Source organism: Croceivirga sp. ABH4_376 (assembly GCF_056160685.1).
This window is the reverse complement of record NZ_JBSWXQ010000002.1, coordinates 865830-890458: the sequence shown is the minus strand read 5'-3', so window position 1 is coordinate 890458 and position 24629 is coordinate 865830. Positions and strand designations below refer to the sequence as shown.

The following is a 24629-nucleotide window of genomic DNA, read 5'->3' as shown; positions in this document are numbered from 1 at the left end:
ACTTAATTTTCCAAAATAGCGGATAGCTCAAACCATCGCTCTGTTTTTGTATCAATCTGGTTTTCCAAATCTCCTAATTCAATAGAGAGTTGATTAATATCTTCTCCAGACAGTCCATCTTGCGTAAATTTTTGTTGTAGTTCTATTTTTTTACGTTCTAATTTCTGAATTTCTTTTTCGAGGTTTTTGTATTCTTTTTGTTCTAGATAAGTTAGGGTTCTACTATCGTCCTTTTCTTTCCAGGTTTGCTTTTCTGCTTTGCCCCCGCTGTTTTGTTTTTCTGCCCTCTCTTCTAGTACCCTGCTATTTTCATAAGCACGATAATCTGAATAATTACCTGGAAAATCCTCGATAACCCCCTCTCCTTTAAAAACAAATAAATGATCAACTATTTTATCCATAAAATAACGATCATGGGATACAACAATTAAGCAGCCAGGAAAATCTAATAAGAAGCTTTCCAAAACGTTTAGTGTAACAATATCTAAATCGTTTGTAGGTTCATCAAGAATTAAGAAGTTAGGGTTTTGTATTAAAACCGTACACAAATACAGTCTTTTACGTTCGCCTCCACTTAATTTTTCAACAAAGTCATATTGTTTTTTACGGTCAAACAGAAATCGTTCTAATAATTGCTGAGCAGAAATTTGTCTGCCTTTTTTTAAGGGAATGTAGTCACCAAACTCGCGTATTACATCTATTACCTTTTGCCCTTCTTTTATGGAAATGCCTTTTTGGGTATAGTACCCAAATTTAACCGTTTCACCTACAACTATTTTACCGCCATCTAAAGATTCTTGACCTGTAAGAATATTTAAAAAAGTAGATTTTCCAGTCCCGTTCTTGCCAATAATCCCTACACGTTCGCCTTTGGTAAAACTGTAATCAAATTTATGGAGCATGGTTTGTTCTCCAAATTTTTTAGTGAGGTTGTGTAACTCCACAATTTTACTGCCCAAACGCTCCATGTTTAATTCCAACTGTACCTGGTGTTCTTTTCTTCTTTGGTGGGCCAGCGATTTTATCTGATGAAAATCATCTATTCTAGATTTAGATTTAGTGGTTCTTGCTTTTGGTTGCCTACGCATCCAATCTAGTTCTTTTTTATAAAGTGTTTGGTTTTTATGTTGTTCTACCGCTTCACGTTCTATACGGGCCTCTCGTTTCTCTAAATAATAACTGTAATTACCTTTGTAACCATAGAGCTGGTTGTTGTCTAATTCTAAAATCTCGTTACATACACGTTCTAGAAAATAACGATCGTGCGTAACCATGAAAAGGGTAATATTTTCTTTTCTAAAGAATTCTTCTAGCCATTCTATCATTTCTAAATCTAAATGGTTAGTTGGTTCGTCTAGAATAAGTAGGTCTGGCTTGTTTATTAAGGCATTTGCTAAAGCCAAACGTTTTTTTTGTCCGCCACTAAGTACGTTTACTTTTAAATCTAGCTGCGTTAGGTTTAGCTTAAAGAGTATTTGTTTGTATTGGGTTTCAAAATCCCATGCATGGTGTCTTTCCATGGCCTCAAAGGCCTTTTGGTAAGCATCTTGGTCTTCTGGATTGGTAAGTGCTTCCTCGTATTTTGCAATAACACTAAGTATTTCATTACCAGAGGCAAAAATAGTTTGCTCAATGGTTAAATTTTGGTCTAGGTTTGGTTCTTGTTCCAAAAACGAAACTTTGATGCCTTTCCTTTGTGTTATTTGGCCTGTTTCTGAAACATCTTGCCCAGATAGGATTTTTAAAATTGAGGTTTTTCCACTACCATTTTTTGCTATTAAAGCTATTTTTTGGTCTTTGTTAATTCCAAAGGAGATATCGGAGAATAAAACAGTTTCTCCATAGCTCTTAGAAATATTTTCAACGGTCATTAAATTCATGCGGCGGTAATTTTTCTAAATTGAGATAAGTAGGTATATCTAATAGCCAAGGTTAAAATGGGTAATATACTTATGGGAGAAAGAACTTGTATTCCAAACAGCCATAATATCAAAGCTAAGATAAGTAGTGCCAGGGCTATATAACAATAATTAGTAATCCACGTGGGTAATTTCTTGTCTTTTAAAAGATAGAAAAACACGTATAGGTTAAAGGGTAAAAGCCATAAGAAATTTAAATTGTACTTGGTAACCTCATGGTCCGTAGCTAACCATAGTAAGATTAAAAATAAGCCGCAAAGGCCGCTAAAAAGAAATAGAAAGGCATCTATAAGCTTACTTCTGGTCTTATGTTTAAAATCTAAATAGGTAATACAGCTTACCAAAATTAAAAGAATTGAAAACCAAAAAAAGGGTGTGGTTATAAACGTGCCATGCCAATCTTGTTCTGGGTAATTTAATATGGTGCGTTCCCTTAAAACAAGGGGTTTACTGTCTTTGGTAGTGTGTTTTAGTTGCTCCATGGCATAATATGGCAAGAACATTTGTTCCCTTGCATTAGCATTTTGATCGGTAATACCACCAAAGGCTAAGTCAATTCCAAAAGCGCCCCAAGAATTTATGGGTATAAATTCCCTAACCAGCTGTCTAAATGTTTCTTGTTGTTCAATATGCGCATCACTAAAAATAATTCTAGATCCAAATTGTTTTTTTAGGATATCTCCTGTTATACTGGAGCAATTATTAAATAGTGGGTCGTATAAATAATCTCGATTTTCTGGTTTGTAATTGTCTTCAAAAAACGTGAATAGCTGATTTACCTCTTGTGGATTTAAATTTAGTATTTGCTCCTTTACCCATCTTTTCTCTAAATCATACTCATAAAGAAAGGCGTCAAAACTTCTTCTGGAAAGCGAATAGACCAACTTTCCTTTTACAAAATTTAGGTAGAAGTTGGGTTTATTAAAATCAAACGTACCATAATTGTAAACTACATCTATTTTTTGTAATGGGTCTTTTACACGGAAAGCCGTGTGCCCAAATGCATAGTATAATTGGTTGCCAGCAGCACAGGTCATTACACTAATTGCTGCCTTGTCTGATAATTGTATAGGCTGAGCAATTAAAGTCTTAATAGACAATACTAAACCCAATAGTAAGATAGATATGAATCTTTTCATAGCGAAAAAAGCAAAGATGCATATAATTAATAAACGTTAAAAAATAGATTGCCAGTAAAGCATAATTTTTAGCTTATTTTTACCAAAATAGCCTTACATAATGAAAAAACACATACCTAATTTAATTACACTTTTAAACCTGTTTTGTGGATGCATAGCCGTAGTTTTTGCGGTAATGAACCAATTAGAGTTGGCTGCTATTTTTGTTTTTCTAGGTATACTATTTGATTTTTTTGATGGGTTAGCAGCGCGTCTATTAAATGTACAAAGTGAAATTGGCGTTCAATTAGATTCTTTGGCAGATATGGTTACCAGTGGGGTAGTGCCAGGTATCGTTATGTTTCAACTATTGAATATGGCTCAAAAGGGGGGATGGAACCTAGATTTTTTTGGAATGCATACGGACGTTTCGCTACTTCCGCTATTTGGTTTTTTAATAACCTTGGCTTCTGCTTACCGGTTGGCTAACTTTAATGTAGACGAAAATCAAGTGAGTTCTTTTATAGGGTTGCCTACACCTGCCAATACCTTAATGATTTTGTCTCTACCATTGATTTTAATGTATCAGAATAATGAAGCTTTAAATGGTTTAATATTAAATCAGTGGTTTTTGTTAGGACTAACGGTTTTAAGTGCTTATTTGTTAAACGCACCAATTGCATTGTTCGCACTTAAATTTAAAAGTTGGGGTTTTAAAGAAAACGGATTTAAATATCTTTTTTTAATTGGTAGTCTGGTTTTACTGGCAACTTTAAAGTTCTTGGCCATACCAATGGTTATTTTACTCTATGTGGTAACCTCTTTGATAAAAGAAAGGATGGCGAATTAAAGATTCCCTTGGGTGGTTGTTAAAACTCCAACTTCTTTTTACGAAGCTCAAAGTTTTGACCTAGATATACCTTTCTTACCATTTCATCTTGTGCCAGATCTTCAGGGATACCGGCTTTTAATATTCCACCCTCAAACATTAGGTAGGACCGTTCTGTGATTGCAAGGGTCTCTTGTACGTTGTGGTCTGTGATAAGTATGCCTATGTTTTTATTCTTTAACTGCGCAACAATACGCTGTATATCCTCTACCGCCACTGGGTCTACCCCAGCAAAAGGTTCGTCTAGTAAAATAAACTTAGGGTCGGTAGCTAAGGCTCTGGCAATTTCGGTACGTCTACGTTCCCCACCAGATAATAGGTCACCACGATTTTTTCTAATATGACCTAAACTAAATTCATCTATTAGCGACTCCATTTTCATGTGTTGCTCTTTTTTAGACAAATTGGTAGTTTGTAGCACGCTTAAAATGTTGTCTTCTATACTAAGTTTTCTAAATACCGATGCCTCCTGGGCTAAATAACCAATTCCGTTTTGTGCACGCTTATACATAGGAAACTCGGTTATTTCCATATCGTTTAAAAATATCTTTCCACCATTGGGTTTTATAAGCCCTACGATCATATAAAAAGAGGTGGTTTTGCCGGCACCATTAGGACCTAAAAGGCCAATGATTTCACCTTGTTTTACTTCTAATGAAATGCCTTTTACAACTTTTCTGCCTCTATAGGACTTCATGATATTTTCTGCACGTAGAATCATAGTATTCAAAACTAAGTAAAGCCAAGTATTCTAGGCTTCTGTTTTGGAAAAAATTAAGCTTCGGTTTCTAATTCTTCCCAATATTCATAAGCTCTTCTAAGGTGTGGTATTACAATAGTGCCACCAATTAATGTTGCAATTCCTAAAGTTTCCATTACTTCTTCTTTAGATGCGCCATGTTCTTTGGAGCTTTCTAAATGGTACTTTACACAATCATCGCAACGCAAAACCGCAGACGCCACCAAACCTAGAAGCTCTTTGGTTTTTACATCTAAAGCACCAGCCATAAATGCGTTGGTGTCTAGATTAAAAATCCGTTTTATTATCTTGTTGTTATCTGCCAAAATTTTCTCGTTCATTTTGGCTCTGTACGCATTAAACTCTTCTACTTTATTTGCCATTTTTAGCAGCTTTTTCTTTTTTTTCTTGTCTTTTGATAACTACTTTGCTTATGTGAATACTTACTTGGTATAAAATTAGAACCGGTATAGCCACCACAATTTGGCTAGCAACATCTGGCGGGGTAATAACGGCAGATAGTATTAGTACAACCACCAAAGCAATTTTTCTATATTTCTTTAATATTTCCGGTGTTACCAAACCAATTTTTGTTAGGAAAAATATGATTATAGGTAATTCGAACATTATACCACAAGCTATTACAGAAGCCCTTACCGTGGCAATGAAGGAACTAATATCTATTTCATTGGTAACCTCTTGGCTTACTTGGTAGGTGCCTAAAAAATTTATGGACAAAGGAGCTACTACATAATAACCAAATAGTACGCCCATAAAAAACAACATGGACGCGGCAAATATGAAGCCTTTGGAATATTTACGTTCGTTTTCATAAAGTCCAGGACTTATAAAACGCCATAATTCCCATAATAGATAAGGGAAACCTACAATAAAACCAGCCCAGATAGAGGTCCAAATATGTGCAGAAAACTGTCCTGCCATAGTACGGTTCTGAATGGTAAACGGAAGGGATTCTCCACAAAATTCAGAATCAATACCAAAAAAAGTAGCAATCTTACAGAAGAACCTGTATGTAGGAAAGTCCATTTTTTTAGGACCAAATATAATGGTGTCAAATATGAAGTCTTTCATAACAAATGCCACGCAACCAACAATGACCACAGCCAAGGTAGAGCGTATTAAATGCCATCTAAGTTCTTCTAAATGGTCTAGGAAAGACATTTCGTTTGGGTCGTTTGCAACTTTTGCCATTATGCAATTCCTTCGTTTATAAGATTATGAATGTGTACCACACCAAGGTATTGCTTTTTGTCTTGGACCAGTAGTTGGGAAATACCGTTGGCTCGCAAGGTTTCCATAGCTTTAACGGCTAATACATTTGGTTCTATGGTTTTTGGCTTTTTGGTCATAATATCTTTTGCCTGTAAACCGCTAATATCATCATATTTGCTCAACATTCTTCTAATGTCGCCATCTGTTACCACACCAACTAGTTGGTTTTTATCTAGTACAGCGGTTACGCCTAGCATTTTTTTAGATATTTCTATGATAACCTCTTTTACGCTGGCGTTGACGGAAACGGCTGGTTTTTGGTTGTTGCTTAATAAATCGGAAACTCTTAAATATAATTTCTTTCCTAACGAGCCACCCGGGTGGTATTTTGCAAAATCTTCTTTACCAAAACCTCTTAGTTGTAGTAGTGATATGGCCAAGGCATCTCCCATGACCAATTGAGCGGTAGTACTGGTTGTTGGGGCCAAGTCGTTGGGGCAAGCTTCTTTTTCTACAAAAGTATTTAGAATATAGTCAGCTTGTTTGGCTAGGGTAGACTGTAAATTTCCCGTTAACCCAACCAACAGATTTTCCCCTCTTTTGATTAGCGGAATCAACATTTTAATTTCTTCCGTGTTCCCACTTTTAGATAAGCAAATAACTATGTCGTTTTTTTGGATGGTGCCCAAATCACCATGAATAGCATCGGCCGCATGCATAAAAATTGCTGGTGTTCCGGTAGAGTTAAGCGTAGCTACTATTTTATTTGCTATAAGGGCACTTTTTCCAACTCCGGTAACTACAACTCGGCCTTCGGTTTGTAAAATAGCCTTTACCGTGGCCTCAAAATTTGAATCTAATAAGGGTAATAAATCCAGAATTGCCTCTCCTTCGTTTTTGATTACCGTTCTTGCAATTTCTAAAATAGCTTGTTTAGCGCTCAATGTTGTCTGTAATATCGGTGTTAATCTAAAAGAATGTGTTATCTTTAAGTTTACAAAATTAAACAAACAAATCTGTATATAGGATATAAAAGGGCGCTGGAAATAAACACTGACCAATCTTTCCATTTTAATCTAAATTTGACGTACCTTTTAAAAGTAATTATAGAGAATGAGTGCTAGTGCAATGGAATTACAGGAGGCATTAAAGAAATACTTTGGTTTCTCGCAATTTAAAGGACTTCAAGAACAAGTTATAAGCAACATTTTAGGTAATAACGACACTTTTGTTATTATGCCTACGGGTGGTGGTAAATCTTTATGTTACCAATTACCTGCATTAATGAAAGAGGGAACAGCTATAGTTGTTTCTCCCTTAATCGCTTTGATGAAAAATCAAGTGGACGCCATAAGGGGAGTTTCTTCAGAAGAAGGTGTTGCCCATGTTCTGAACTCTTCTTTGAACAAGACCGAGATTAAAAAGGTAAAGAGTGATATTACCAACGGAGTTACCAAACTACTTTACGTGGCTCCAGAATCGCTTACCAAGGAAGAAAATATTGAGTTTTTTAACGGGGTTGATATTTCATTTGTTGCGGTAGATGAGGCGCACTGTATCTCTGAATGGGGTCATGATTTTAGACCAGAATACCGAAATCTTAGAAAAATTATAAGCCGTTTAGGAGATAATATTCCAATTATTGGCCTTACTGCTACGGCAACACCAAAAGTGCAAGAAGACATCATAAAAAATCTTGGGATGGTAGATGCCAAGGTTTTTAAAGCTTCTTTTAACAGGCCTAATTTGTTTTACGAGGTACGTCCTAAAACAAAAAATGTAGACGCGGATATTATTCGCTTTGTAAAGCAGAATAGTGGCAAATCTGGTATAGTATATTGTTTAAGTAGAAAAAAAGTAGAAGAGCTGGCACAAGTGCTTCAAGTAAACGGTATAAGTGCAGTTCCTTATCATGCGGGTTTTGATGCCAAAACAAGGGCAAAGTACCAAGACATGTTTTTGATGGAAGACGTAGATGTGGTTGTGGCTACCATAGCTTTTGGTATGGGTATAGATAAACCAGATGTTCGTTTTGTAATTCATCATGATATACCTAAAAGTATAGAAAGCTACTATCAAGAAACTGGCAGGGCAGGTAGAGACGGCGGTGAAGGACATTGTTTGGCTTATTACGCATATAAAGACGTGGAAAAATTAGAGAAATTCATGTCTGGTAAGCCAGTGGCAGAACAAGAGATTGGGCAAGCATTACTACAAGAAATTGTAGCCTATGCAGAGACTTCCATGTCTAGGCGTAAATTTATACTTCATTATTTTGGAGAGGAGTTTGATGCAGTGAATGGTGAAGGCGCTGATATGGATGACAACGCTAGAAATCCAAAGCCAAAAGAGGAAGCAAAAGACAATGTGGTTAAGTTGCTAAGAACAGTTAAAGAAACTAACGAAAAATTTAAAACCAAAGAAATTGTAAACACGCTTATTGGTAAAACCAACGCGCTAATAACCAGTCATAAAACAGATGAGCGTGAAGTATTTGGTATAGGTAAGGAGAAAGACGCATTCTATTGGAAGGCACTGTCCAGGCAAACAATTGTTGCAGGATTAATGAAAAAAGAAATTGAGAGATACGGTGTCTTAAGTCTTACCAAAGAGGGAGAGGATTTTTTGGCGCAACCAACTTCTTTTTTAATGACATTGGATCACGAATATTCTGAAGCCAGTGATGATACTATAATAACTGCAGGAAAAGGTAGTGCTAATGTGGCAGATGAAGCCTTGCTTAAATTATTAAAAGACCTGCGTAAAAAAGAGGCAAAGAAAAACGATGTGCCACCTTTTGTGGTATTTCAAGACCCTTCTCTAGAAGATATGGCTTTAAAGTATCCTATTTCTATGGAAGAACTATTGAATATTCATGGTGTAGGAGAGGGGAAAGCTAAAAAATATGGAAAACCCTTTATTGCTTTAATAAATAACTACGTAGAAGAGAATGACATTGTTAGACCAGATGATTTGGTGGTAAAAAGTACCGGTGCCAATTCTGGACTTAAACTTTATATTATTCAAAATGTAGATAGAAAACTACCGCTAGATGATATTGCCTCTGCAAAAGGATTAGAATTGCCAGAGTTGATAAAAGAGATGGAGCAGATTGTATTTAGTGGTACCAAATTGAATTTGAACTACTGGATAGATGAAATATTGGATGAGGACCAGCAAGAAGAAATACACGAGTATTTTCTAGAAGCCGAAACCGACACCATTTCTGCGGCCATGGAGGAGTTTGATGGCGACTATGAAGACGAAGAATTGCGTTTGTACCGCCTTAAATTTATGAGCGAAGTGGCCAATTAACGCACACTTAGATTCCTAAAATTTAAAAAGCCCTGAAAGTATTTTCAGGGCTTTTTCTATTATAAGGTTTTTACTAACCAAATTAATAGGTGCCAAAATCATCTTGATTTACAATAAAAGCGATTATGGCTCCAAAATAGATTATAGTTATCAATATGCCTATTATAGACAATATTAAGCCTATCCAAGATAGCACCTTTCCTGTTTTAACATTACTATAATCCGTATAGCTATTGGGATTTTCTAGATATAATCTTTCTGCACTTTTGGCCTTTACTAAACCAATAATACTGAAAACTGCAGCAAAAGGGCCGCAACATAAAAAGAAAGAGACTATAGAAATTATACCCATGGTTAGTGCAGTACTTGCACCAGGTAACGGTTCATTCTGCATTTAATAGGATTAAGGTTGTTCAATTCCCCATTGTTCTAGAAGCTCTCTAGACTGCTCCATGCTTTGCTCAAAGTCTCCGGTTGCAATAACGTAGATTAATCTTGCTACCATTAAAACGTTTAGTATTAGCGCAATTAAAGCAAGAATCTTATAGGTTTTTGCTTGGCTACCGTTAGCATAAAGTTCAGGGTTGGCTTTGTAAAGACTTTCTGTCTTGTTGGCCATATAAAACGCTATTGCGGCAGGTATAATACCAAGACCGGAAAGACAGCAGCATAAATAGCCGAAAATACTTAGGACGATTATGGCCGTGCCATTAGGTAATTTTTGTTGTTCCATAAATTTTGAGGTTTAATTGATTAATTTAATAGTATAGTTGATTAGAATTAAAGCCACACTCGTAATGCCTAATCCTAAGATTAAGGTGCTACTTATATTTGCTTTAAATAATTTTTCGGCTACCACCAATATTAAAAGCGGTATAAGGGTGTAAATAGCAGGGTACATGTAAAACGCCTCTAAAAATTCACCTTTAAATAGAAATGCAATAGAACGCTGTAACCCGCAACCTGGGCAATCAAAACCCAAAATTTTTTTGGTCATACAAGGAAGCATGTATTTTTCTAAAGATGCATGTAGGGCTAACATAGAAATTAGATTTCCGTTTTACTGCGGTTCAAATTACTACTATTTTTGAACTCGGAAAATGAATTCTTGTTTTTTATGACGTTTCAATTTACAATAGGAGATACCGTAGAAGTTTTGGACGAACCCATAAAAGGTGTTGTAGTGGGGATGGTTGGGAATACAATTACGATAGAAACTACGGACGGCTTCCCCTTGAATTTTGAAGCAAATCAATTAGTGAAGTTGGGAGCGGAAATCAAGGTTAGTAATTTGGAAGCGTTTAGGGTACAAAAAGAGAAAGATAAACCGCTCAAAAAGCGGAAGAGCGTGCCCAAGCCTAAAGAACGTAATGCACCAAAGATGGAGGTGGACCTGCACATACATCAACTAACTAACCAAACAAGAGACCTTTCTAATTTTGACATTCTCAACATCCAGTTAGATACGGCAAAACGCCAGTTAGAATTTGCAATGAACAAAAAAATCCAAAAGGTTGTGTTTATACACGGGGTAGGAGCTGGAGTTTTAAAAGAAGAACTTAAATACCTTTTTGGACGGTATGATAATGTAACCTTTTATGATGCGGACTACAAGAAGTATGGTTTGGGAGCAACAGAAGTATATATTAAACAAGCTTAGTTACTACTGGTTTGTACGGTGCCAAAATCTGTAATAGTTAAGTCCGTAATACGTTCTCCTTGTTCATTTATCAAAGTGATGTCTTGTAATTGTATGGTATGCTCAAAAGTTACAGAATCTATGGCCACCGTATTAATTAATACACTACCGCCGGTTGCTTCAATTTCTTCCGTAACTACAGGTTCAACAGGCGGAATTTCGTCACAGAAATAACCACTGGAAACTGCGTCCGAAAAAATTCTATAGGTAAGCGTAGAGGTGCCAATGTTGCTGGATATGGTTTCTGTGCTGGCCTCATTTTTTAACAATCCACTAGCAAGGTTCAGAATTAAGGCCTCATCGTCATTTATTTTAAAAAAAACACGCGTACTAGTGGTAAGGGTACCACAATTCTGTGCGGTAACGCTATCAAAATCTATGGTTTCTATCTGTAAATCACCATCGCTACAATTATACAAGAATACCGCAATACCTATTAAAGACAAGAATTTTTTCATGGTGTCAAAAGTAAAGGAAAACCGTGGTACAATTGAAAAAGGTAGATTCATTTTTAAAAGAAATTAACGTAAATATGGCTACTTTTGCAGCTTTGGATAGCTAAAATATAAGAAGATGCAGCAGGTTTATTTAGATAATGCAGCTACTACACAGGTTAGAAAAGAAGTGGTGGAAAAAATGCAAGAGGCATTGGCCAACACCTACGGTAACCCCAGCTCTACACATAGTTTTGGCCGCTCTGCCAAAACGGTGGTAGAAAAGGCGCGTAAGACCATTGCTAAATATATTAATGCGCATCCTTCAGAAATCATTTTCACTTCTGGTGGTACAGAGGCAGATAATATGATTTTAAGATGTGCGGTAAGGGATTTAGGTGTTAAAACTATTATTACTTCTAAGATAGAACACCATGCCGTTCTGCATACGGTAGAAGAGCTTGCTAAAGAACATGCTATAAATCTAGTGTTTGTAAAATTAGATACCTATGGTAACCCGGATTACCAACACCTAGAATCGCTATTAAAAGCAGACGATTCCAAAAAGTTGGTAAGCTTAATGCACGTAAACAATGAGATTGGAAATATCTTGGACTTGGATAGGGTTGGTGATTTATGTGAAGTTAATGGAGCTTATTTTCATTCAGATACGGTACAGTCCTTAGGGCATTATAGTTGGGATTTTGCTTCTAGTAAAGTGCATTTTTTAACAGCTGCGGCGCATAAATTTCATGGTCCCAAAGGAATTGGTTTTGCCGTGATTAAAAGAAATTCGGGTTTAAAGCCTTTAATAGTAGGTGGTTCACAAGAACGTGGGTTTAGGGCTGGTACGGAGTCTTTTCATAACATAGTAGGTCTAGAAACCGCTTTTGTGGCTTCTTACGATAAATTAGAGGAAGAAATGAACTACGTAAAAGGTCTAAAGCAGCATTTTATTACTGAGATGGAAAAGGCTTTACCAGATGTGGTTTTTAATGGTTATTCTGGTGATTTGAGTAAAAGCACTTACACTCTTGTAAATGCAAGATTACCTTTTGATGCGCAAAAATCTCTGATGTTGTTATTTCATTTAGATTTAAAAGGGATAGCATGCTCTAAAGGGAGTGCCTGCCAAAGTGGCTCTGATTTAGGGTCGCATGTACTTACCGAAATATTACCAGAAGAAGAATTAAAGAAGCCATCTATTAGGTTCTCTTTCTCTAAATACAATACCAAGGAAGAATTAGATTATACAATTGCAGTTTTAAAAGAATTTGCAGCTAACTAATTAGTTACCCTTTTTACGCTTTTTTTCGCGATCGTAAGGAAATTTTCTAGAAGCGGCTTTCATCATTTTATCAATAAGTTCAGTGGTGTTCTTGCCTGTTTTTTTATCTATGGTTTTTTCATATTTCCATAGTAGTTTGCCAGTTTCGCCATCGCTAATTTTTAAACCGATTCTGCCGTAATTGGCATCGCTACGGAAGTAATCAAAAAAACTAAAATCGGTTGAAACCCCTTTGGATAATAAAACATTAAGGTCTAAACTTCCACTAATAACCCCATCAACACCTAAAATTTCTGAAAGTTCCTTTGTGGTGTATACATCTAAGTTGTTATAATCAATGCCTTTTTTGGCCAAGATGCTATTGGTCTCTTTGGTGTTCTGGAAGTCTACATTGAACTTCTTTTTCTTTTTCCTAATTGAAAAATACGTTTCTAAAGCGTTTTGAACAGCATAAGCTTCTCTTTGTGTAAGCGATTTTAAATCTTCTTCTCCGTTGGTCTGTTCAAGTTCTAGTTTGGTAATAAAGGGTAAAATGGCTAGCTCTTGGTGGTTGTTGCTCAACTCATCAAACTTATTGCTTTCGTATATGTTTTTTTGACCAAAGCCCATTATGCTTGTAAGCATTAGAAGGAACAAGCACTTAGTAAGTTTAGAAATTTTAAAACCTTGCATTTAGTTTAATATTGAAAATTCTAGAAGTTAAATAATTGGGAACTGCATATTGGTTTTGGTTGGTAGCATCTCTAACCCAAGTATTAGTTATGGAATTCTGATTGTTGAATAGGTTAAAGATTTCAAAACCAACAGCTAACTCCTTAAATACGGATTGCCACTTTTTTTTCTTCCAGTTGGTATTAACGTCGGCAAAAATATAGGAAATTCCCAAATCTGCCCGTTTATAATCTCTTAATCTATTCTGAAAGTTATATGGGTTTTCATAATTTGGAGAACCGCCAGGTACACCAGTGTTATATACCAAATTTATGTATAACCTTAGTTGTGGTAAATTGGGCATATAATCTTGAAATAGCATTGCCATTTTTAAACGTTGATCGGTTGGCCTTGCTATATAGCCTTGATTGTTCCAATTTTCTTCGGTTTTAAGGTATCCTAGACTTACCCAAGACTCAGCACCGGGAACAAAGGTTCCACTTAGCCTAAAATCTAGGCCATACGCATAGGCTTCTGCAATATTATCTGCCAAGTAACGAATACGTACATCTTCTACAGTGTATGGGTTTACGTTACTCATTTTTTTATAATAAGCTTCACTTGTGAGGAAAAATGGCCTATCCAAGAAACGAAAACTATATTCATTTCCTATAACAAAATGAGTAGATCTTTGCGCTTTTACATTTGGGTTAACCTGGCCATCAAATCCCCGTAACTCTCTGTAAAATGGAGGCTGTTGGTAACTTCCAATGGCTAATCTAAATAGCATATCGGTATTCCAATTGGGTTTAATGGCAATCTGTGCTCTTGGGCTCCATATTATTTGTGATTTGGAAGAAGAGTTGGTGGGGTTTACCTTCCACCAATGGGCTCTTAAACCACCATTAATATATAAAGTATGATCTTTCCATTCTGTTTGTGTAGACCATTGTGTATAAGCGGTAGCACGTTCGGTCTTTACTTGGTTGTAAGCAGCTATCCGCTCAAAAGGTAAGATAGGGGCATCAAAAGGCTCAAATGGTTGGTTGTTGGTAAAACCGCTATTGGGAGGTCTTACAACAACACCGGCAGAGTCTAAAAACTCGGTTTCATTTAATTGATCTCTAAAATCTTCTATAGTATATTCTAACCCCCAATCTACTTGTTGGTTGTTTATTTTTAATTTTCCTTTTTGGGCTAAACTGTAAATTAAAGCGTCTAATTCATTTCTTGCCCTATTTATTTGTCCCCCAATATTGGTTGCATTTATGATTTCTCCAAAATTGGAACTATTGGTATTTGTTTCTACTGGTCCAAGTTCATAAGCAGCAATAACATCAGAAAATTCTTGTTCTAACGTATGGTAAATAGAAGAGCTAAAGTCTAGTTTTAGATTGTTATTGACCAGTATAGCCGTATTAAAAGCTAAGAACTCAGTCTGAAATTTTGTTTGTTCTTGTCCTTGGTAATAGACAGCTAGTGCTCTGGGTTCTTGTATGGTGCCGAAATTAGTTTGCCTTGCCAATGGTTCATTTTGATAATCGTTAACAGAAAAATTTCCTAGAAGGCTAAATTGAAGTTTAGTTGTTGGTTTAAAGGTCAAAAAACTCTGCGCATCAAAAAATTTTGGTTTTACGTTGGTTTCGGTTTGTTGACTGTTAATGAAAAGTGAATTGTCTCTATAACGCACACCGCTAATAGCGCTCCATTTTTTGTTATTGCTAACTGTTTCTATGGTGGCAGATGCATCTATTAAACTTGCAGCGGTTTTTAGACTAAATTTTGTGGGTTGTTTGTATTTAATATCCAAAACAGAAGATAGTTTATCGCCATATTTAGCTTGAAAACCTCCTGCAGAAAATTCTACACTTTGTACCATATCTGGATTTACAAAACTAAAACCCTCTTGCTGTGCAGACCTAATTAAAAAGGGTTTATATACTTGGATGCCATTTACATACACAAGATTTTCGTCAAAGTTACCACCTCTTACATTATATTGTGTGCTTAATTCATTATTAAAAGATACGCCTGGTAGCAATTTTAAAATATTCTCCACACCAGCATTGGCTCCTGGAATATTCCTGATTATTTCTGGCGAAACCGTGGTTACGCCTTTTAATTTTTTGGAGCCATTTGGCGTAATGGTAACCCCGGCAACCTGCACCGCTTCCTTGCTCATTACAGGGTTAAACTCAAAAGTTTCATTAGTGCTTAAGATGAGGTCTTTGAGAACTATTTTTTCAAAACCTAAGTGGCTAAAGGATATGGTTACCGCTTTATCTGCAACTATGCTAAATAGATAACTGCCGTCCTTAGCGGTTGTTGTGCCCGTATTTCTATAAGTTACGGCAACATCTGGTATGGGATTCTGGTCTTGATCCAAAACAATACCAGTAATTATGGCATCCTGCGCATTTGTATTTATAAAGCAGAATAGGACAACTAGCTTCAATAAAAATTGAAGCCCGTAAAGCATGCTTTTACTTTCTGTAGAATGTTTGCTCAAGAATAGTTGTATTGCCTACATTATCTGTAACGGTTACTTTTAATTCACATTTTGTTGAAGTTAAAATTTTATCATCAAAATTGTAGGTAATTGTTCTAGTTTTTGGCTCATATTCCATTAAAATCCATTCTCCGTTAAGCGTTGCCGAATAAGTGTTAATTCCACTTAAATCGTCTGCAATGGTTAGGCTTAAATAATTGTAATTGTTAAGCCATTTCTCTGCCTTAAAGTTATTGGGCGTAATTACGGGCGGCGTGGTATCTTTGGATAAGGTATACCTTCCAAATGTTTTTGTTCTTGTCGTAAAGGTATTACCTCGCTTATAGGTTTTGCTATAGCTAGGCATATTGTCATTTTCTCGTAAACGAGCAATAAACATTTTTTTACGGGCTTCTAAGTTGTATTTGGAAACATCAAAAGTTATGGTGAAATTTCTATGGGCCGCAACGGTATTGTCATGAATTTTTACCGTATCCGTTCCTTTCTCTAAATCAATATAAAAGTTCTCATAGAAAACGTTTTCTGGAAAATAAACCTTTGCACCTCCTAAATCAAAACTATTCGGTTTGTTGGCTAGTATTAAATGGTCTGTTTTATTAATGTCTTTTTTTGATTTTATTGGTACGTTACTCCCTTTAATAGGTATTACTAGTTTGGTTTGGTTGTGCTCAAAATCTTCTAGCAGAATTTCTACGGTATAATCCATGCCATCTTGTACGTTAATTTTACCGTCTTGATATAACTTGCTATAAATTCCTAGTTTATTTGCAGGTTCTTTAAATAGCTTTTGAACGCGCTGCCTGTATTTTCCAAAATGCTCATAATCTATAAGCGTATTTATGTAGCGACTTTCAGCAAAAGAAAAGGTTTCAAAGTCATACGCAGAGTAGATTTTACCATTTACTTTTTGTACCACGTTATAGATACCGTTTTTGTTTGCAGCCATATCTTGCCGGTCAAAACCATTTACCCCAAAGCCTATTGTACCAGAGGCTCTTATTTCGTCTGCAAGGAAGGTTCCGTCTGCTTGTTTTGAAAAATTTAGCTGTAATTTATTTTCGCTACCGTTTATTTGGGCATCATCAGATAACGGATATCCAAACAGTCCCAATAGGGTAGGGTTTGTTGCGTCTCTAACCTCATAACCATAAAGTAGCGGATTGGTAGGCTTTTCCGTTACGCTACTTCTAATTTCAAAATGCAAATGTGGTCCAGAAGACCCACCGGTATTGCCACTATAGGCAATAACATCTCCTTTTTTTATTTTTAGTTCACCATACTCAGGAAAAACCTCAATTTCATAAGACTTTTTCTTGTATTGTAATTTCTTTATATACGCTTCTATTTCTGGTCCAAACTTCTTCAAATGTGCATATACAGAGGTATACCCGTTTGGATGGGCTACATAAAGAGCTTTGCCATAACCCCAGTGCGATATTTTTATTCTAGTAACCGTACCATCTGCAATGCCATAGATTGGCAAACCTTGTCTTAACTGTGTTTTAATATCTAGACCAGCATGAAAATGGTTAGATCGCAATTCGCCAAAAGTACCTGCAAGTACAATTGGTATATCCATAGGGGATCTAAAAAAATCTTGTGGATATTCTTTTTGGGCAATAATAAGCTGTGTAACAGTTAAAAACAAGAAAAGAATGCGTGCTTGCATATAGTTTGTACAATTTTGAGCACTAAAGTAACCAATAGGGGTTAAACAAAAAATTGAAGTTGCAAAGGATAACGTTAAAAAGAATAATGCTAAAACTATTGCTTGATTTGTACAGGTATGTTATTTTTGTTTAAATACGCATTGTACTCTGCTTATGGCCGAACTTGTTGATTTAGTTGATTCTTTGGAAAACAAAATAAGCAAGCTATTACATAAGTTAGAACTGCTTAAGCAAACCAATGAAGAATTGGAGCGCAATTTAGAGGTTCTAAAAAGTCAACGACAAGTAGATAAGGAGGTTTTGCTAGAATGGGAACAAAAATATAAGTCCCTAAAGCTGGCAAGTACAATGGTGGGTGGTAATACAAACAAAACAGAGGCAAAGCTCAAGATAAACGCACTAATTAGGGAAATTGATAGCTGTATAGCACAATTGGCAGAATAAGTGTACTATTAATTATATGGGAGAGAAGCTAAAAATTAAGCTTTCGATTGCGGATAGGGTTTACCCCTTAACCATAGATCCAAAACAAGAAGAAGGTCTGCGAAGAGCGGCTAAAAACATTGATATGTTGGCCAAAAAGTTTGAGCAGAACTATGCTGTAAGAGATAAGCAAGATGTACTTGCTATGTGTGCTTTACAGTTTGCTTCTAAAATTGAGCAAGGAGACATACAGGAGTCAGAGAGTGTTAAAGAAGCTAGGGAAAGGTTACGGGCCTTAGACCAGCTGGTACGCTCTAAACTAACTGTAGAATAAGTTCTTTAAAATAAAATTACAGTTACTACCCACATTGGTACTTATTTTTTGACAAACTCAACACTAATACAATTAAAAAGGGTGAGTTTAGGTTGTAAAAGCAGGCCTTCTAGAAAGGATCCTTGATCAATCTGTTAACCCTAAACCTGTTTAAAGGAGTTTGTACAAAACTTCCGTCCAATGTGGGTTTTTTTTTAAATCAAACTAAATTGAAATGGATATAACACTAATAGGAATAATAGCTGCAGTGGTTGGCTTAGCCATAGGTTTTGGTATTGCCAAAATGTTGGAAAAAGGCAAGGCAACCCAAATTTTAGGTAATGCTAAAAAAGAAGCAAGCAAAATTATAGAAGACGCCAAGAAAGAAGGCGAAAACATAAAGAAGGACAAGATTTTTCAGGCCAAAGAGAAGTTTTTAGAGTTAAAGGCAGAGCATGAAAAGGTTATTATTAACAAAGACAAAAAAATTGCCGAAGCGGAAAAACGCACTAGGGACAAAGAATCCCAGGTAGGTAGTGAGTTAGCCAAGAATAAACGCCTAAAAGAACAATTAGAGGCAGAGCTTAAGGAGGTTGAATATAAAAGCGACATCTTAGAGAAAAAGCGTGCCGAAGTAGAAAAGCTACACCGTAGCCAGGTGCAACAGCTAGAAGTTATTTCTGGGCTATCTGCCGATGAGGCAAAAGGCCAGTTGTTAGAATCTTTGAAAGAAACGGCCAAAACAGATGCAATGGCATTTGTACAGAGCACCTTAGAAGAAGCTAAACTTACAGCACAGCAAGAAGCAAGGAAAATAGTTATTAATACTATTCAACGAATAGGTACCGAAGAAGCTGTAGAAAACTGTGTTTCTGTATTTAACCTAGAATCTGACGATGTTAAAGGAAGGATTATAGGTAGGGAAGGTAGAAACATACGCGCAATTGAAGCAGCTACAGGGGTAGAAATTATAGTTGATGATACTCCAGAAGCAATAATTTTATCTTGCTTTGATTCTGTTAGAAGGGAAATTGCTAGATTATCATTACATAAATTGGTTACAGATGGTCGTATACATCCAGCCAGAATTGAAGAGGTTGTTAAAAAGACCGAAAAGCAAATTAACGAGGAAATAGCAGAAATTGGTAAGCGTACGGTTATCGATTTGGGAATTCATGGTTTGCATCCAGAATTGATAAAAGCCGTTGGTAGAATGAAATATAGGTCTTCTTACGGACAAAACTTACTGCAACACTCTAGGGAGGTAGCTAAATTATGTGGTGTAATGGCAGCAGAGTTGGGTGTTAATCCTAAATTGGCCAAACGTGCAGGGTTATTACATGATATAGGAAAAGTTCCTAATACGGAGGTGGAAATTGAAACGCCTCACGCTATTTTAGGAATGCAGTGGGCAGAAAAATATGGCGAGAAAAAAGAGGTGTGTAACGCAATTGGAGCCCACCATGATGAAATAGAAATGACAAGTTTAATTTCGCCTATTGTTCAGGTTTGTGATGCCATTAGTGGCGCTAGACCTGGCGCAAGAAGACAAGTATTGGATTCTTATATTCAACGTCTTAAAGATTTAGAAGATATTGCTTTTGGATTTACCGGTGTACAAAAAGCATACGCGATACAAGCAGGTAGGGAACTTCGTGTAATTGTAGAGAGTGAAAAGGTAAATGATGATCAAGCGGCTGAATTATCTTTTAATATATCTCAAAAAATACAAACGGATATGACCTATCCCGGTCAGGTTAAAATTACGGTTATACGAGAAACACGTTCTGTAAACGTAGCCAAATAATAAAAAAGCCCCGATTATCGGGGCTTTTTCTTTACAACCTATCTTGTATAAGTTTACTCCACTTCTGGGCAAACTCATACTCTCCACTAGGCTGTATCTTCTTTGTTATAGAATAGCACTCTATTTTTATGTTAGTGCCGCTTTTGGCAATTAATTCCAAACCACAGTTTACTAAGATTTCCATGCGGTTCTTACCATTTCCTTTACGCTGTCTATCTTCATAATAGTTGCAACTGATATAATTAGATAACTTAAAGGTTTTTATGTTATTATCTTTCTTTATGTAGAAGTAATTATTATGGGCATCTATGGCAAACGCCAAATTGTTTACATGTCCAAATTCTACAATAGTGCCATAACTTTTTTTGGCTACTGCTTCAATTTCCTGTTTAATTTTCTTTGATTTTTTAGCACCACTTGCAGTCAATATTACAAATGGGGAAAAGGATACTACAAGAAGTAGTAACCCTATTAGAGAGTTATATAAATCCATCTTTCTATTTATTAGTAATAAGTTGTACTACAACCTATAAGTTTAATTACGGCTTTCTTAAGATTAAATAAATAGTTTATGGTCAGGAAAACGTGTGGAAAGGAAATATGATTACCCGCGTAGTTAGGTTAGGTGTTACTTTTTGTCCGCTTGTTATTTTTAAATGTATAAGCTTACCATGCCAAACTAACCTTTGTAGTATTGCAGTTGTTGTAGCAAACGGAATTATATTTATAAGCTTTAAAGCCGTTGGACCATTAGAGTAGGAAGAGGATTCACTTGGATAGACAATTTCATTTTGCCCCCCTTTTTTAAACTCAGATTTCTTTTGTTGAGAAAACTCTTGATTAATTAACAAACTAGAAGAAGTACCCAAAATTTGTGGTACAACAATCCCAGCTACATACAACAGTAGTAGTATAAAGCTTTTGAATATTTTTCTTCTAGAAATCATAGTTCAAAGGTACTGCAACTACCTATAATGTAAACTATTTTAAGCAGTTCTTAACGTTGTGTAAATCTTCTTTGCTTTCTGCTAGAATAACTAACGTATCCCTTGCATGTAGAACCGTAGCGCCTTTAGGTGTTATAAAAGAATTGTCCCTTTTTATCATGGCTATTATAGCGTTAACGGGAAAGTGTAGATCAACTATTTTTTTATTAATCGCTTTACTATTTTCAGAAATAGTAACTTCTGTAAGGGTGTTTTTAGGAAGTTCAGCAATAAACTGTTCTGTTTCGTTAATTATTTTTTCACCATCTGGTTGTATAACTTTAAGCCATTTGGCAACAACAGATAAGGTAGTGCCTTGTACAAGTACAGAAGTTACAGAGATAAAGAAAACAATATTGAAAATAATATTCGCCTTTTCTATACCTGCCAATAAGGGATATGTAGCAAATACAATAGGTACAGCACCTCTAAGGCCAACCCAAGAGATATAAAACCGTCTTGCCAATTGCATTTTAAATGGGGCCAAACTTATAAAAACACCAATAGGTCTGGCTACAAAGATTAGGAATAGAGCGATTAACAAACCTATTCCAATATAGGGAACTACTTGGCTGGGAAATACCAAAAGACCAAGGGTAAGGAAAAGTACAATTTGCATGAGCCAAGCTAAACCATCGTACATTTTTAAAATGGTCTTTTTATGTATAATATCATGGTTTCCTAAATAAACCGCACAAATGTAAATAGCCAAGAAACCATTGCCGCCTAGGGTATCCGTAGCTGAAAAAGTTATAAACATTAAGGTAATTACAAGAACAGGATATAGGCCTTCAAAACCTAATTCAATCTTATTTATGATCCATTTGCTTACGCGTCCAAAACCGTAACCCAATGCGGCACCTAATATCATTTGAAGAAAAAAGGATGGTAGTACACTTAAAATAGGTTGGTTCTGGTTTACGACTAAAGATAAAAAGGTAATGGTTAGTACGTAGGCCATAGGGTCGTTACTACCGCTTTCTAATTCTAATGTTGGTCTTAAGTTGGTTTTTAAGGCGATATTTTTAGAACGAAGTATGGAAAAAACTGCTGCAGCATCTGTTGATGAAACGATAGCCCCCACGAGCATACTTTCCATTAGGGTAAAATCACTAACAAAAAATACAAAAGCGCCTAAACTGGTAGCCGTTAACAATACACCAACCGTAGAGAGTGCGGCTCCTTCTTTCCAAATAGGTTTAACCGCGTTCCAATTGGTGTCCAGGCCACCAGAAAACAAAATAAAGTTTAAGGATACAATACCAATGAATTGTGCTTGTTCTGGGTTGTTAAAAGCAATACCACCAATGCCATCAGATCCGGCTAACATTCCAATAGCTAAGAAAAGTAGTAAAGTTGGTACTCCAAATTTATAGGAAGTTTTGCCTGCAACTATGCTTATAAAAAGCAGTAAGGACCCAACTAATAAAATATTTTCTATGGTAAGCTCCATATCTACTTTATTTTGGGGTAAAAATAAAGCCTGTTTATCAAGTGGGTTGTTAAACTTCCACTAAATAAACAGGCCAATAGGTATTATCAGAAATTTTATTCTTCTTCTGAGCTATTGTTATCTTCAGCAGCTTGTTCTTCCTCTTCTCTAGCTAGTTGGTTTTCCATGATATTAAGGTTCTTTAACTTGGTTTTCCAAGTATTTAAAGCCTCCTTATGTCTATTAATATTATTGATAACATCTTTTACCAACGGATTGTCCTCAGAAGCATTCGAGAAGAACTGTAGGTTGTTTTCTAACTGTCTAATTTCGCTCTTGCTTTCATCAATTTTACGCTTAATAAAAACACGTTCGTTACCAATGGCACGTTCGTTATCATCTGCATTGGCCAATTGCTTAATTTTATCCCCGTATTTAAGCAATTCTGATTCTTGCTTGGAAATATCTAACTTTTTAAATAAGGCATCTATTATCTTGTTGAATTTGCTATTGATGTGCCTTTTGTTATACGGTACATGGCCAATTTTCTTCCAATCGGCAATAAACGTCTTTATTTTTGGTAAATCTTTTTCTCTATCTCCGCTAAGTTGAAAAGCTTTTAGCTTTTCCATCAATTCAGACTTGGCCTCAAAATTTGCAAATTCCTCTTTATTATCTTCTTTCTTTTGAGCGTGTAACCTATCAAAATAATGGTTGCAAGCAGCTTTAAACTCATTCCAAATTTTATCTGAATACTTTCTTGGCACATGGCCAATCTTTTTCCATTCGTTTTGAATGCGTTTCATTTCTGGAGTAGCCTTCTCCATATCCTCACTGTCTTTTAAAGACTCCGCAATTTCTAGTAAGGCTCTTTTTTTATCTAGATTGTCTTGCTGTTCTTTTTTAAGCTCCTTGTAAAAACCGTTTTTCTTTTTGTTGAACTTTCTAACGGCCTCTTTAAAGCGCGCCCAAGTTTCTTCATTTACACGTTGTGGTACTTTACCGGCCTTAAAGAATTCTTCTCTTAGCGCTTCAATCTCTTTAATCTGATTTTGAATACCCTTATGGCTATTGGCCACATTTTCAGAAACGGACTTTATTTTGGCAATAATTTCGTTTTTGGTAACCAAATTCCCTTCATAAACTTCTTCTAGAGAAGCAAAGTATTCTTGTCTTCTGGCGTGCATGGCTTTGGTAGCCGTACTAAACTTTTCCCATACTTCTTCCCTAATTTCTTTGGCAACCGGGCCTATCTCTTCTTTCCAAACCTTGTGCAAGGTTTGTAGCTCTCTAAAAGCTTTGTTTAAATCTGGTTCTGAAACTAAAGCTTCTGCCCTGGCAATAAGTTTTTGCTTTTCTTCTAGATTGTGTTTAAAATCTAAATCGCGCAACTCTCTATTCAAGTGTAGAAAATCATAAAAGATTTCCATGTGGTGGTGATAGGTCCGCCAAACATCGTTATAAGAGTTTCTTGGTACAGGACCGGCATTACGCCACTTTTCCTGTAGTTCTTTAAAATTCTTATAAGTTGTATTTATATCTTCTTCTACATTGACCAAACTTTTTAACTCTTCTATAATGGCCAATCTATTTTCTAAATTGCTTTGTAAAGATTTTTCTAGATTACGGTAGTATGTATCACGTTTTTCACGATACTCCTTGTAAACTTCGTTAAACTGTCTTTTGGTTACGGAGTTATATCTAAAATCAATTTCGTTACCGCCACCATCTATAAACTCTTCCTTTTTCTCTTCTAAAAAGTCACGGAACTTTTGGTCAAACTCTTGTTTTATGGTATTAACATGCTTGTTAATAGCTTGTACTTTTTCGTTTTTGACCAGTTTTTGTAACTCTCCAACAAGATTTTCCATGCTCATGGAATGGTAGTCCAAGAAAGGAATTTCGTGCCTTTTTTCGTTCTCCGTATCCTCGGCATCTTCGGCATTTTCCTTATCTATCTCATCTTGTACCTCATCTTCTTGCTTGGTTTCCTGATCGGATGCATCCGTATTTTCAGGTGCTCCTAAGTTTTCAGCCTCAGAGTTAACCTCAATTTCTTGTTCAGAAAGATTCTCGGTATTTTTTTCTAAATTTTCATTCCCCCCAGCAGTTTCCTGTGGTTTATTTGCTTCGTTCTCCATCACAGTTGTTCGGTTTTAAGTTAGATTGATGGCTCATTCTATTGCGGTAAGTTATAAATAATA

The 24629-nt window shown here is 35.9% G+C and carries 24 protein-coding genes and 1 other RNA gene; 8 read left to right on the top strand and 17 right to left on the bottom strand.

All coding sequences use genetic code 11. The annotated features are described in order from the left end of the window. Window positions 1-2: 2 nt before the first annotated feature. Together ACXAGS_RS08190 and ACXAGS_RS08185 are read right to left on the bottom strand one after the other, a co-directional pair. Window positions 3-1880, bottom strand: a complete 1878-nt coding sequence (locus ACXAGS_RS08190) for an ABC-F family ATP-binding cassette domain-containing protein (RefSeq protein ID WP_474906060.1) — start codon at window positions 1878-1880, stop codon at window positions 3-5. Next, window positions 1877-3058 (bottom strand): lipoprotein N-acyltransferase Lnb domain-containing protein, encoded by a 1182-nt coding sequence (locus ACXAGS_RS08185; protein ID WP_474906059.1) that lies wholly within the window; start codon window positions 3056-3058, stop codon window positions 1877-1879. Before ACXAGS_RS08185 ends, ACXAGS_RS08190 begins: the two co-directional genes overlap by 4 nt. 100 nt (window positions 3059-3158) lie before the next feature. Between ACXAGS_RS08185 and ACXAGS_RS08180 the strand changes: the two genes are divergently transcribed. Continuing rightward, the gene (locus ACXAGS_RS08180; protein WP_474906058.1) at window positions 3159-3887 is read left to right on the top strand and encodes a CDP-alcohol phosphatidyltransferase family protein; all 729 of its coding nucleotides are present in this window, start codon (window positions 3159-3161) and stop codon (window positions 3885-3887) included. 19 nt (window positions 3888-3906) lie between these two features. Here the strand turns inward: ACXAGS_RS08180 and lptB are convergent, their stop codons facing one another. Genes lptB through ACXAGS_RS08160 form a run of 4 tightly spaced genes read right to left on the bottom strand, consistent with a single transcriptional unit; the run spans window position 3907 to window position 6842 of the window. After that, entirely contained in the window at window positions 3907-4647 is a 741-nt protein-coding gene (gene lptB, locus ACXAGS_RS08175; RefSeq protein WP_010520096.1) for an LPS export ABC transporter ATP-binding protein, read from the bottom strand. 53 nt (window positions 4648-4700) lie between these two features. Beyond that, on the bottom strand, window positions 4701-5048 hold the full coding sequence (locus ACXAGS_RS08170; RefSeq protein WP_080319361.1) for a carboxymuconolactone decarboxylase family protein: 348 nt from the start codon (window positions 5046-5048) through the stop codon (window positions 4701-4703). Next, window positions 5038-5877 (bottom strand): twin-arginine translocase subunit TatC, encoded by an 840-nt coding sequence (gene tatC, locus ACXAGS_RS08165; RefSeq protein ID WP_474906057.1) that lies wholly within the window; start codon window positions 5875-5877, stop codon window positions 5038-5040. The genes ACXAGS_RS08170 and tatC overlap by 11 nt, the downstream gene beginning before the upstream one ends. Continuing rightward, window positions 5877-6842 (bottom strand): KpsF/GutQ family sugar-phosphate isomerase, encoded by a 966-nt coding sequence (locus tag ACXAGS_RS08160; RefSeq protein ID WP_474906056.1) that lies wholly within the window; start codon window positions 6840-6842, stop codon window positions 5877-5879. Before ACXAGS_RS08160 ends, tatC begins: the two co-directional genes overlap by 1 nt. 169 nt (window positions 6843-7011) lie before the next feature. Here ACXAGS_RS08160 and ACXAGS_RS08155 point away from each other — a divergent pair, with 169 nt between their 5' ends. Then, window positions 7012-9213, top strand: coding sequence for a RecQ family ATP-dependent DNA helicase (locus ACXAGS_RS08155; protein WP_474906055.1), 2202 nt, complete (start codon window positions 7012-7014; stop codon window positions 9211-9213). Window positions 9214-9295: 82 nt separating this feature from the next. On the opposite strand, the gene ACXAGS_RS08150 is transcribed toward ACXAGS_RS08155, so the two are convergent. The 3 genes from ACXAGS_RS08150 to ACXAGS_RS08140 are packed head-to-tail and all read right to left on the bottom strand — an operon-like array spanning window position 9296 to window position 10255. Continuing rightward, window positions 9296-9607 carry a CCC motif membrane protein gene (locus ACXAGS_RS08150; protein ID WP_010520101.1) on the bottom strand — a complete coding sequence of 104 codons (312 nt, stop codon included), beginning with the start codon at window positions 9605-9607 and terminating at the stop codon, window positions 9296-9298. Between the two features lie 9 nt (window positions 9608-9616). Next, window positions 9617-9946, bottom strand: coding sequence for a CCC motif membrane protein (locus ACXAGS_RS08145; protein WP_474906054.1), 330 nt, complete (start codon window positions 9944-9946; stop codon window positions 9617-9619). Between the two features lie 12 nt (window positions 9947-9958). Next, entirely contained in the window at window positions 9959-10255 is a 297-nt protein-coding gene (locus ACXAGS_RS08140) for a DUF2752 domain-containing protein (protein WP_474906053.1), read from the bottom strand. A gap of 75 nt (window positions 10256-10330) precedes the next feature. Between ACXAGS_RS08140 and ACXAGS_RS08135 the strand changes: the two genes are divergently transcribed. After that, window positions 10331-10873 carry a Smr/MutS family protein gene (locus tag ACXAGS_RS08135; protein ID WP_474906131.1) on the top strand — a complete coding sequence of 181 codons (543 nt, stop codon included), beginning with the start codon at window positions 10331-10333 and terminating at the stop codon, window positions 10871-10873. Here ACXAGS_RS08135 and ACXAGS_RS08130 read toward each other — a convergent pair. Next, the gene (locus ACXAGS_RS08130) at window positions 10870-11370 is read right to left on the bottom strand and encodes a hypothetical protein (RefSeq protein WP_474906052.1); all 501 of its coding nucleotides are present in this window, start codon (window positions 11368-11370) and stop codon (window positions 10870-10872) included. The genes ACXAGS_RS08135 and ACXAGS_RS08130 overlap by 4 nt on opposite strands. A 115-nt stretch (window positions 11371-11485) precedes the next feature. Here ACXAGS_RS08130 and ACXAGS_RS08125 point away from each other — a divergent pair, with 115 nt between their 5' ends. Then, window positions 11486-12634, top strand: a complete 1149-nt coding sequence (locus ACXAGS_RS08125) for a cysteine desulfurase family protein (RefSeq protein WP_474906051.1) — start codon at window positions 11486-11488, stop codon at window positions 12632-12634. On the opposite strand, the gene ACXAGS_RS08120 is transcribed toward ACXAGS_RS08125, so the two are convergent. The 3 genes from ACXAGS_RS08120 to ACXAGS_RS08110 are packed head-to-tail and all read right to left on the bottom strand — an operon-like array spanning window position 12635 to window position 17463. Beyond that, window positions 12635-13258: a hypothetical protein gene (locus ACXAGS_RS08120; protein WP_474906050.1), complete on the bottom strand. Its 624-nt coding sequence runs from the start codon at window positions 13256-13258 to the stop codon at window positions 12635-12637. A 34-nt stretch (window positions 13259-13292) separates the two neighbouring features. After that, the gene (locus ACXAGS_RS08115; RefSeq protein WP_474906130.1) at window positions 13293-15764 is read right to left on the bottom strand and encodes a TonB-dependent receptor; all 2472 of its coding nucleotides are present in this window, start codon (window positions 15762-15764) and stop codon (window positions 13293-13295) included. A gap of 4 nt (window positions 15765-15768) precedes the next feature. After that, on the bottom strand, window positions 15769-17463 hold the full coding sequence (locus ACXAGS_RS08110; RefSeq protein WP_474906049.1) for a M23 family metallopeptidase: 1695 nt from the start codon (window positions 17461-17463) through the stop codon (window positions 15769-15771). Between the two features lie 154 nt (window positions 17464-17617). Between ACXAGS_RS08110 and ACXAGS_RS08105 the strand changes: the two genes are divergently transcribed. From ACXAGS_RS08105 to rny, 4 genes are all read left to right on the top strand, one after another. Further along, window positions 17618-17908, top strand: coding sequence for a hypothetical protein (locus ACXAGS_RS08105; RefSeq protein WP_474906048.1), 291 nt, complete (start codon window positions 17618-17620; stop codon window positions 17906-17908). Between the two features lie 16 nt (window positions 17909-17924). Then, window positions 17925-18221 (top strand): cell division protein ZapA, encoded by a 297-nt coding sequence (locus ACXAGS_RS08100; RefSeq protein WP_010520111.1) that lies wholly within the window; start codon window positions 17925-17927, stop codon window positions 18219-18221. A gap of 55 nt (window positions 18222-18276) precedes the next feature. Next, a non-coding RNA gene (gene ssrS / locus ACXAGS_RS08095) (6S RNA) lies at window positions 18277-18383 on the top strand. 52 nt (window positions 18384-18435) lie between these two features. After that, on the top strand, window positions 18436-20007 hold the full coding sequence (gene rny / locus ACXAGS_RS08090; RefSeq protein ID WP_474906047.1) for a ribonuclease Y: 1572 nt from the start codon (window positions 18436-18438) through the stop codon (window positions 20005-20007). A 31-nt stretch (window positions 20008-20038) separates the two neighbouring features. Here the strand turns inward: rny and ACXAGS_RS08085 are convergent, their stop codons facing one another. From ACXAGS_RS08085 to ACXAGS_RS08070, 4 genes are all read right to left on the bottom strand, one after another. Continuing rightward, window positions 20039-20500: a hypothetical protein gene (locus ACXAGS_RS08085; RefSeq protein WP_474906046.1), complete on the bottom strand. Its 462-nt coding sequence runs from the start codon at window positions 20498-20500 to the stop codon at window positions 20039-20041. A gap of 82 nt (window positions 20501-20582) precedes the next feature. Further along, window positions 20583-20954, bottom strand: coding sequence for a hypothetical protein (locus ACXAGS_RS08080; RefSeq protein ID WP_474906045.1), 372 nt, complete (start codon window positions 20952-20954; stop codon window positions 20583-20585). Between the two features lie 34 nt (window positions 20955-20988). Beyond that, window positions 20989-22446: a potassium/proton antiporter gene (locus ACXAGS_RS08075; protein ID WP_474906044.1), complete on the bottom strand. Its 1458-nt coding sequence runs from the start codon at window positions 22444-22446 to the stop codon at window positions 20989-20991. A gap of 95 nt (window positions 22447-22541) precedes the next feature. After that, window positions 22542-24566 (bottom strand): DUF349 domain-containing protein, encoded by a 2025-nt coding sequence (locus tag ACXAGS_RS08070; protein ID WP_474906043.1) that lies wholly within the window; start codon window positions 24564-24566, stop codon window positions 22542-22544. Window positions 24567-24629: the final 63 nt, after the last annotated feature.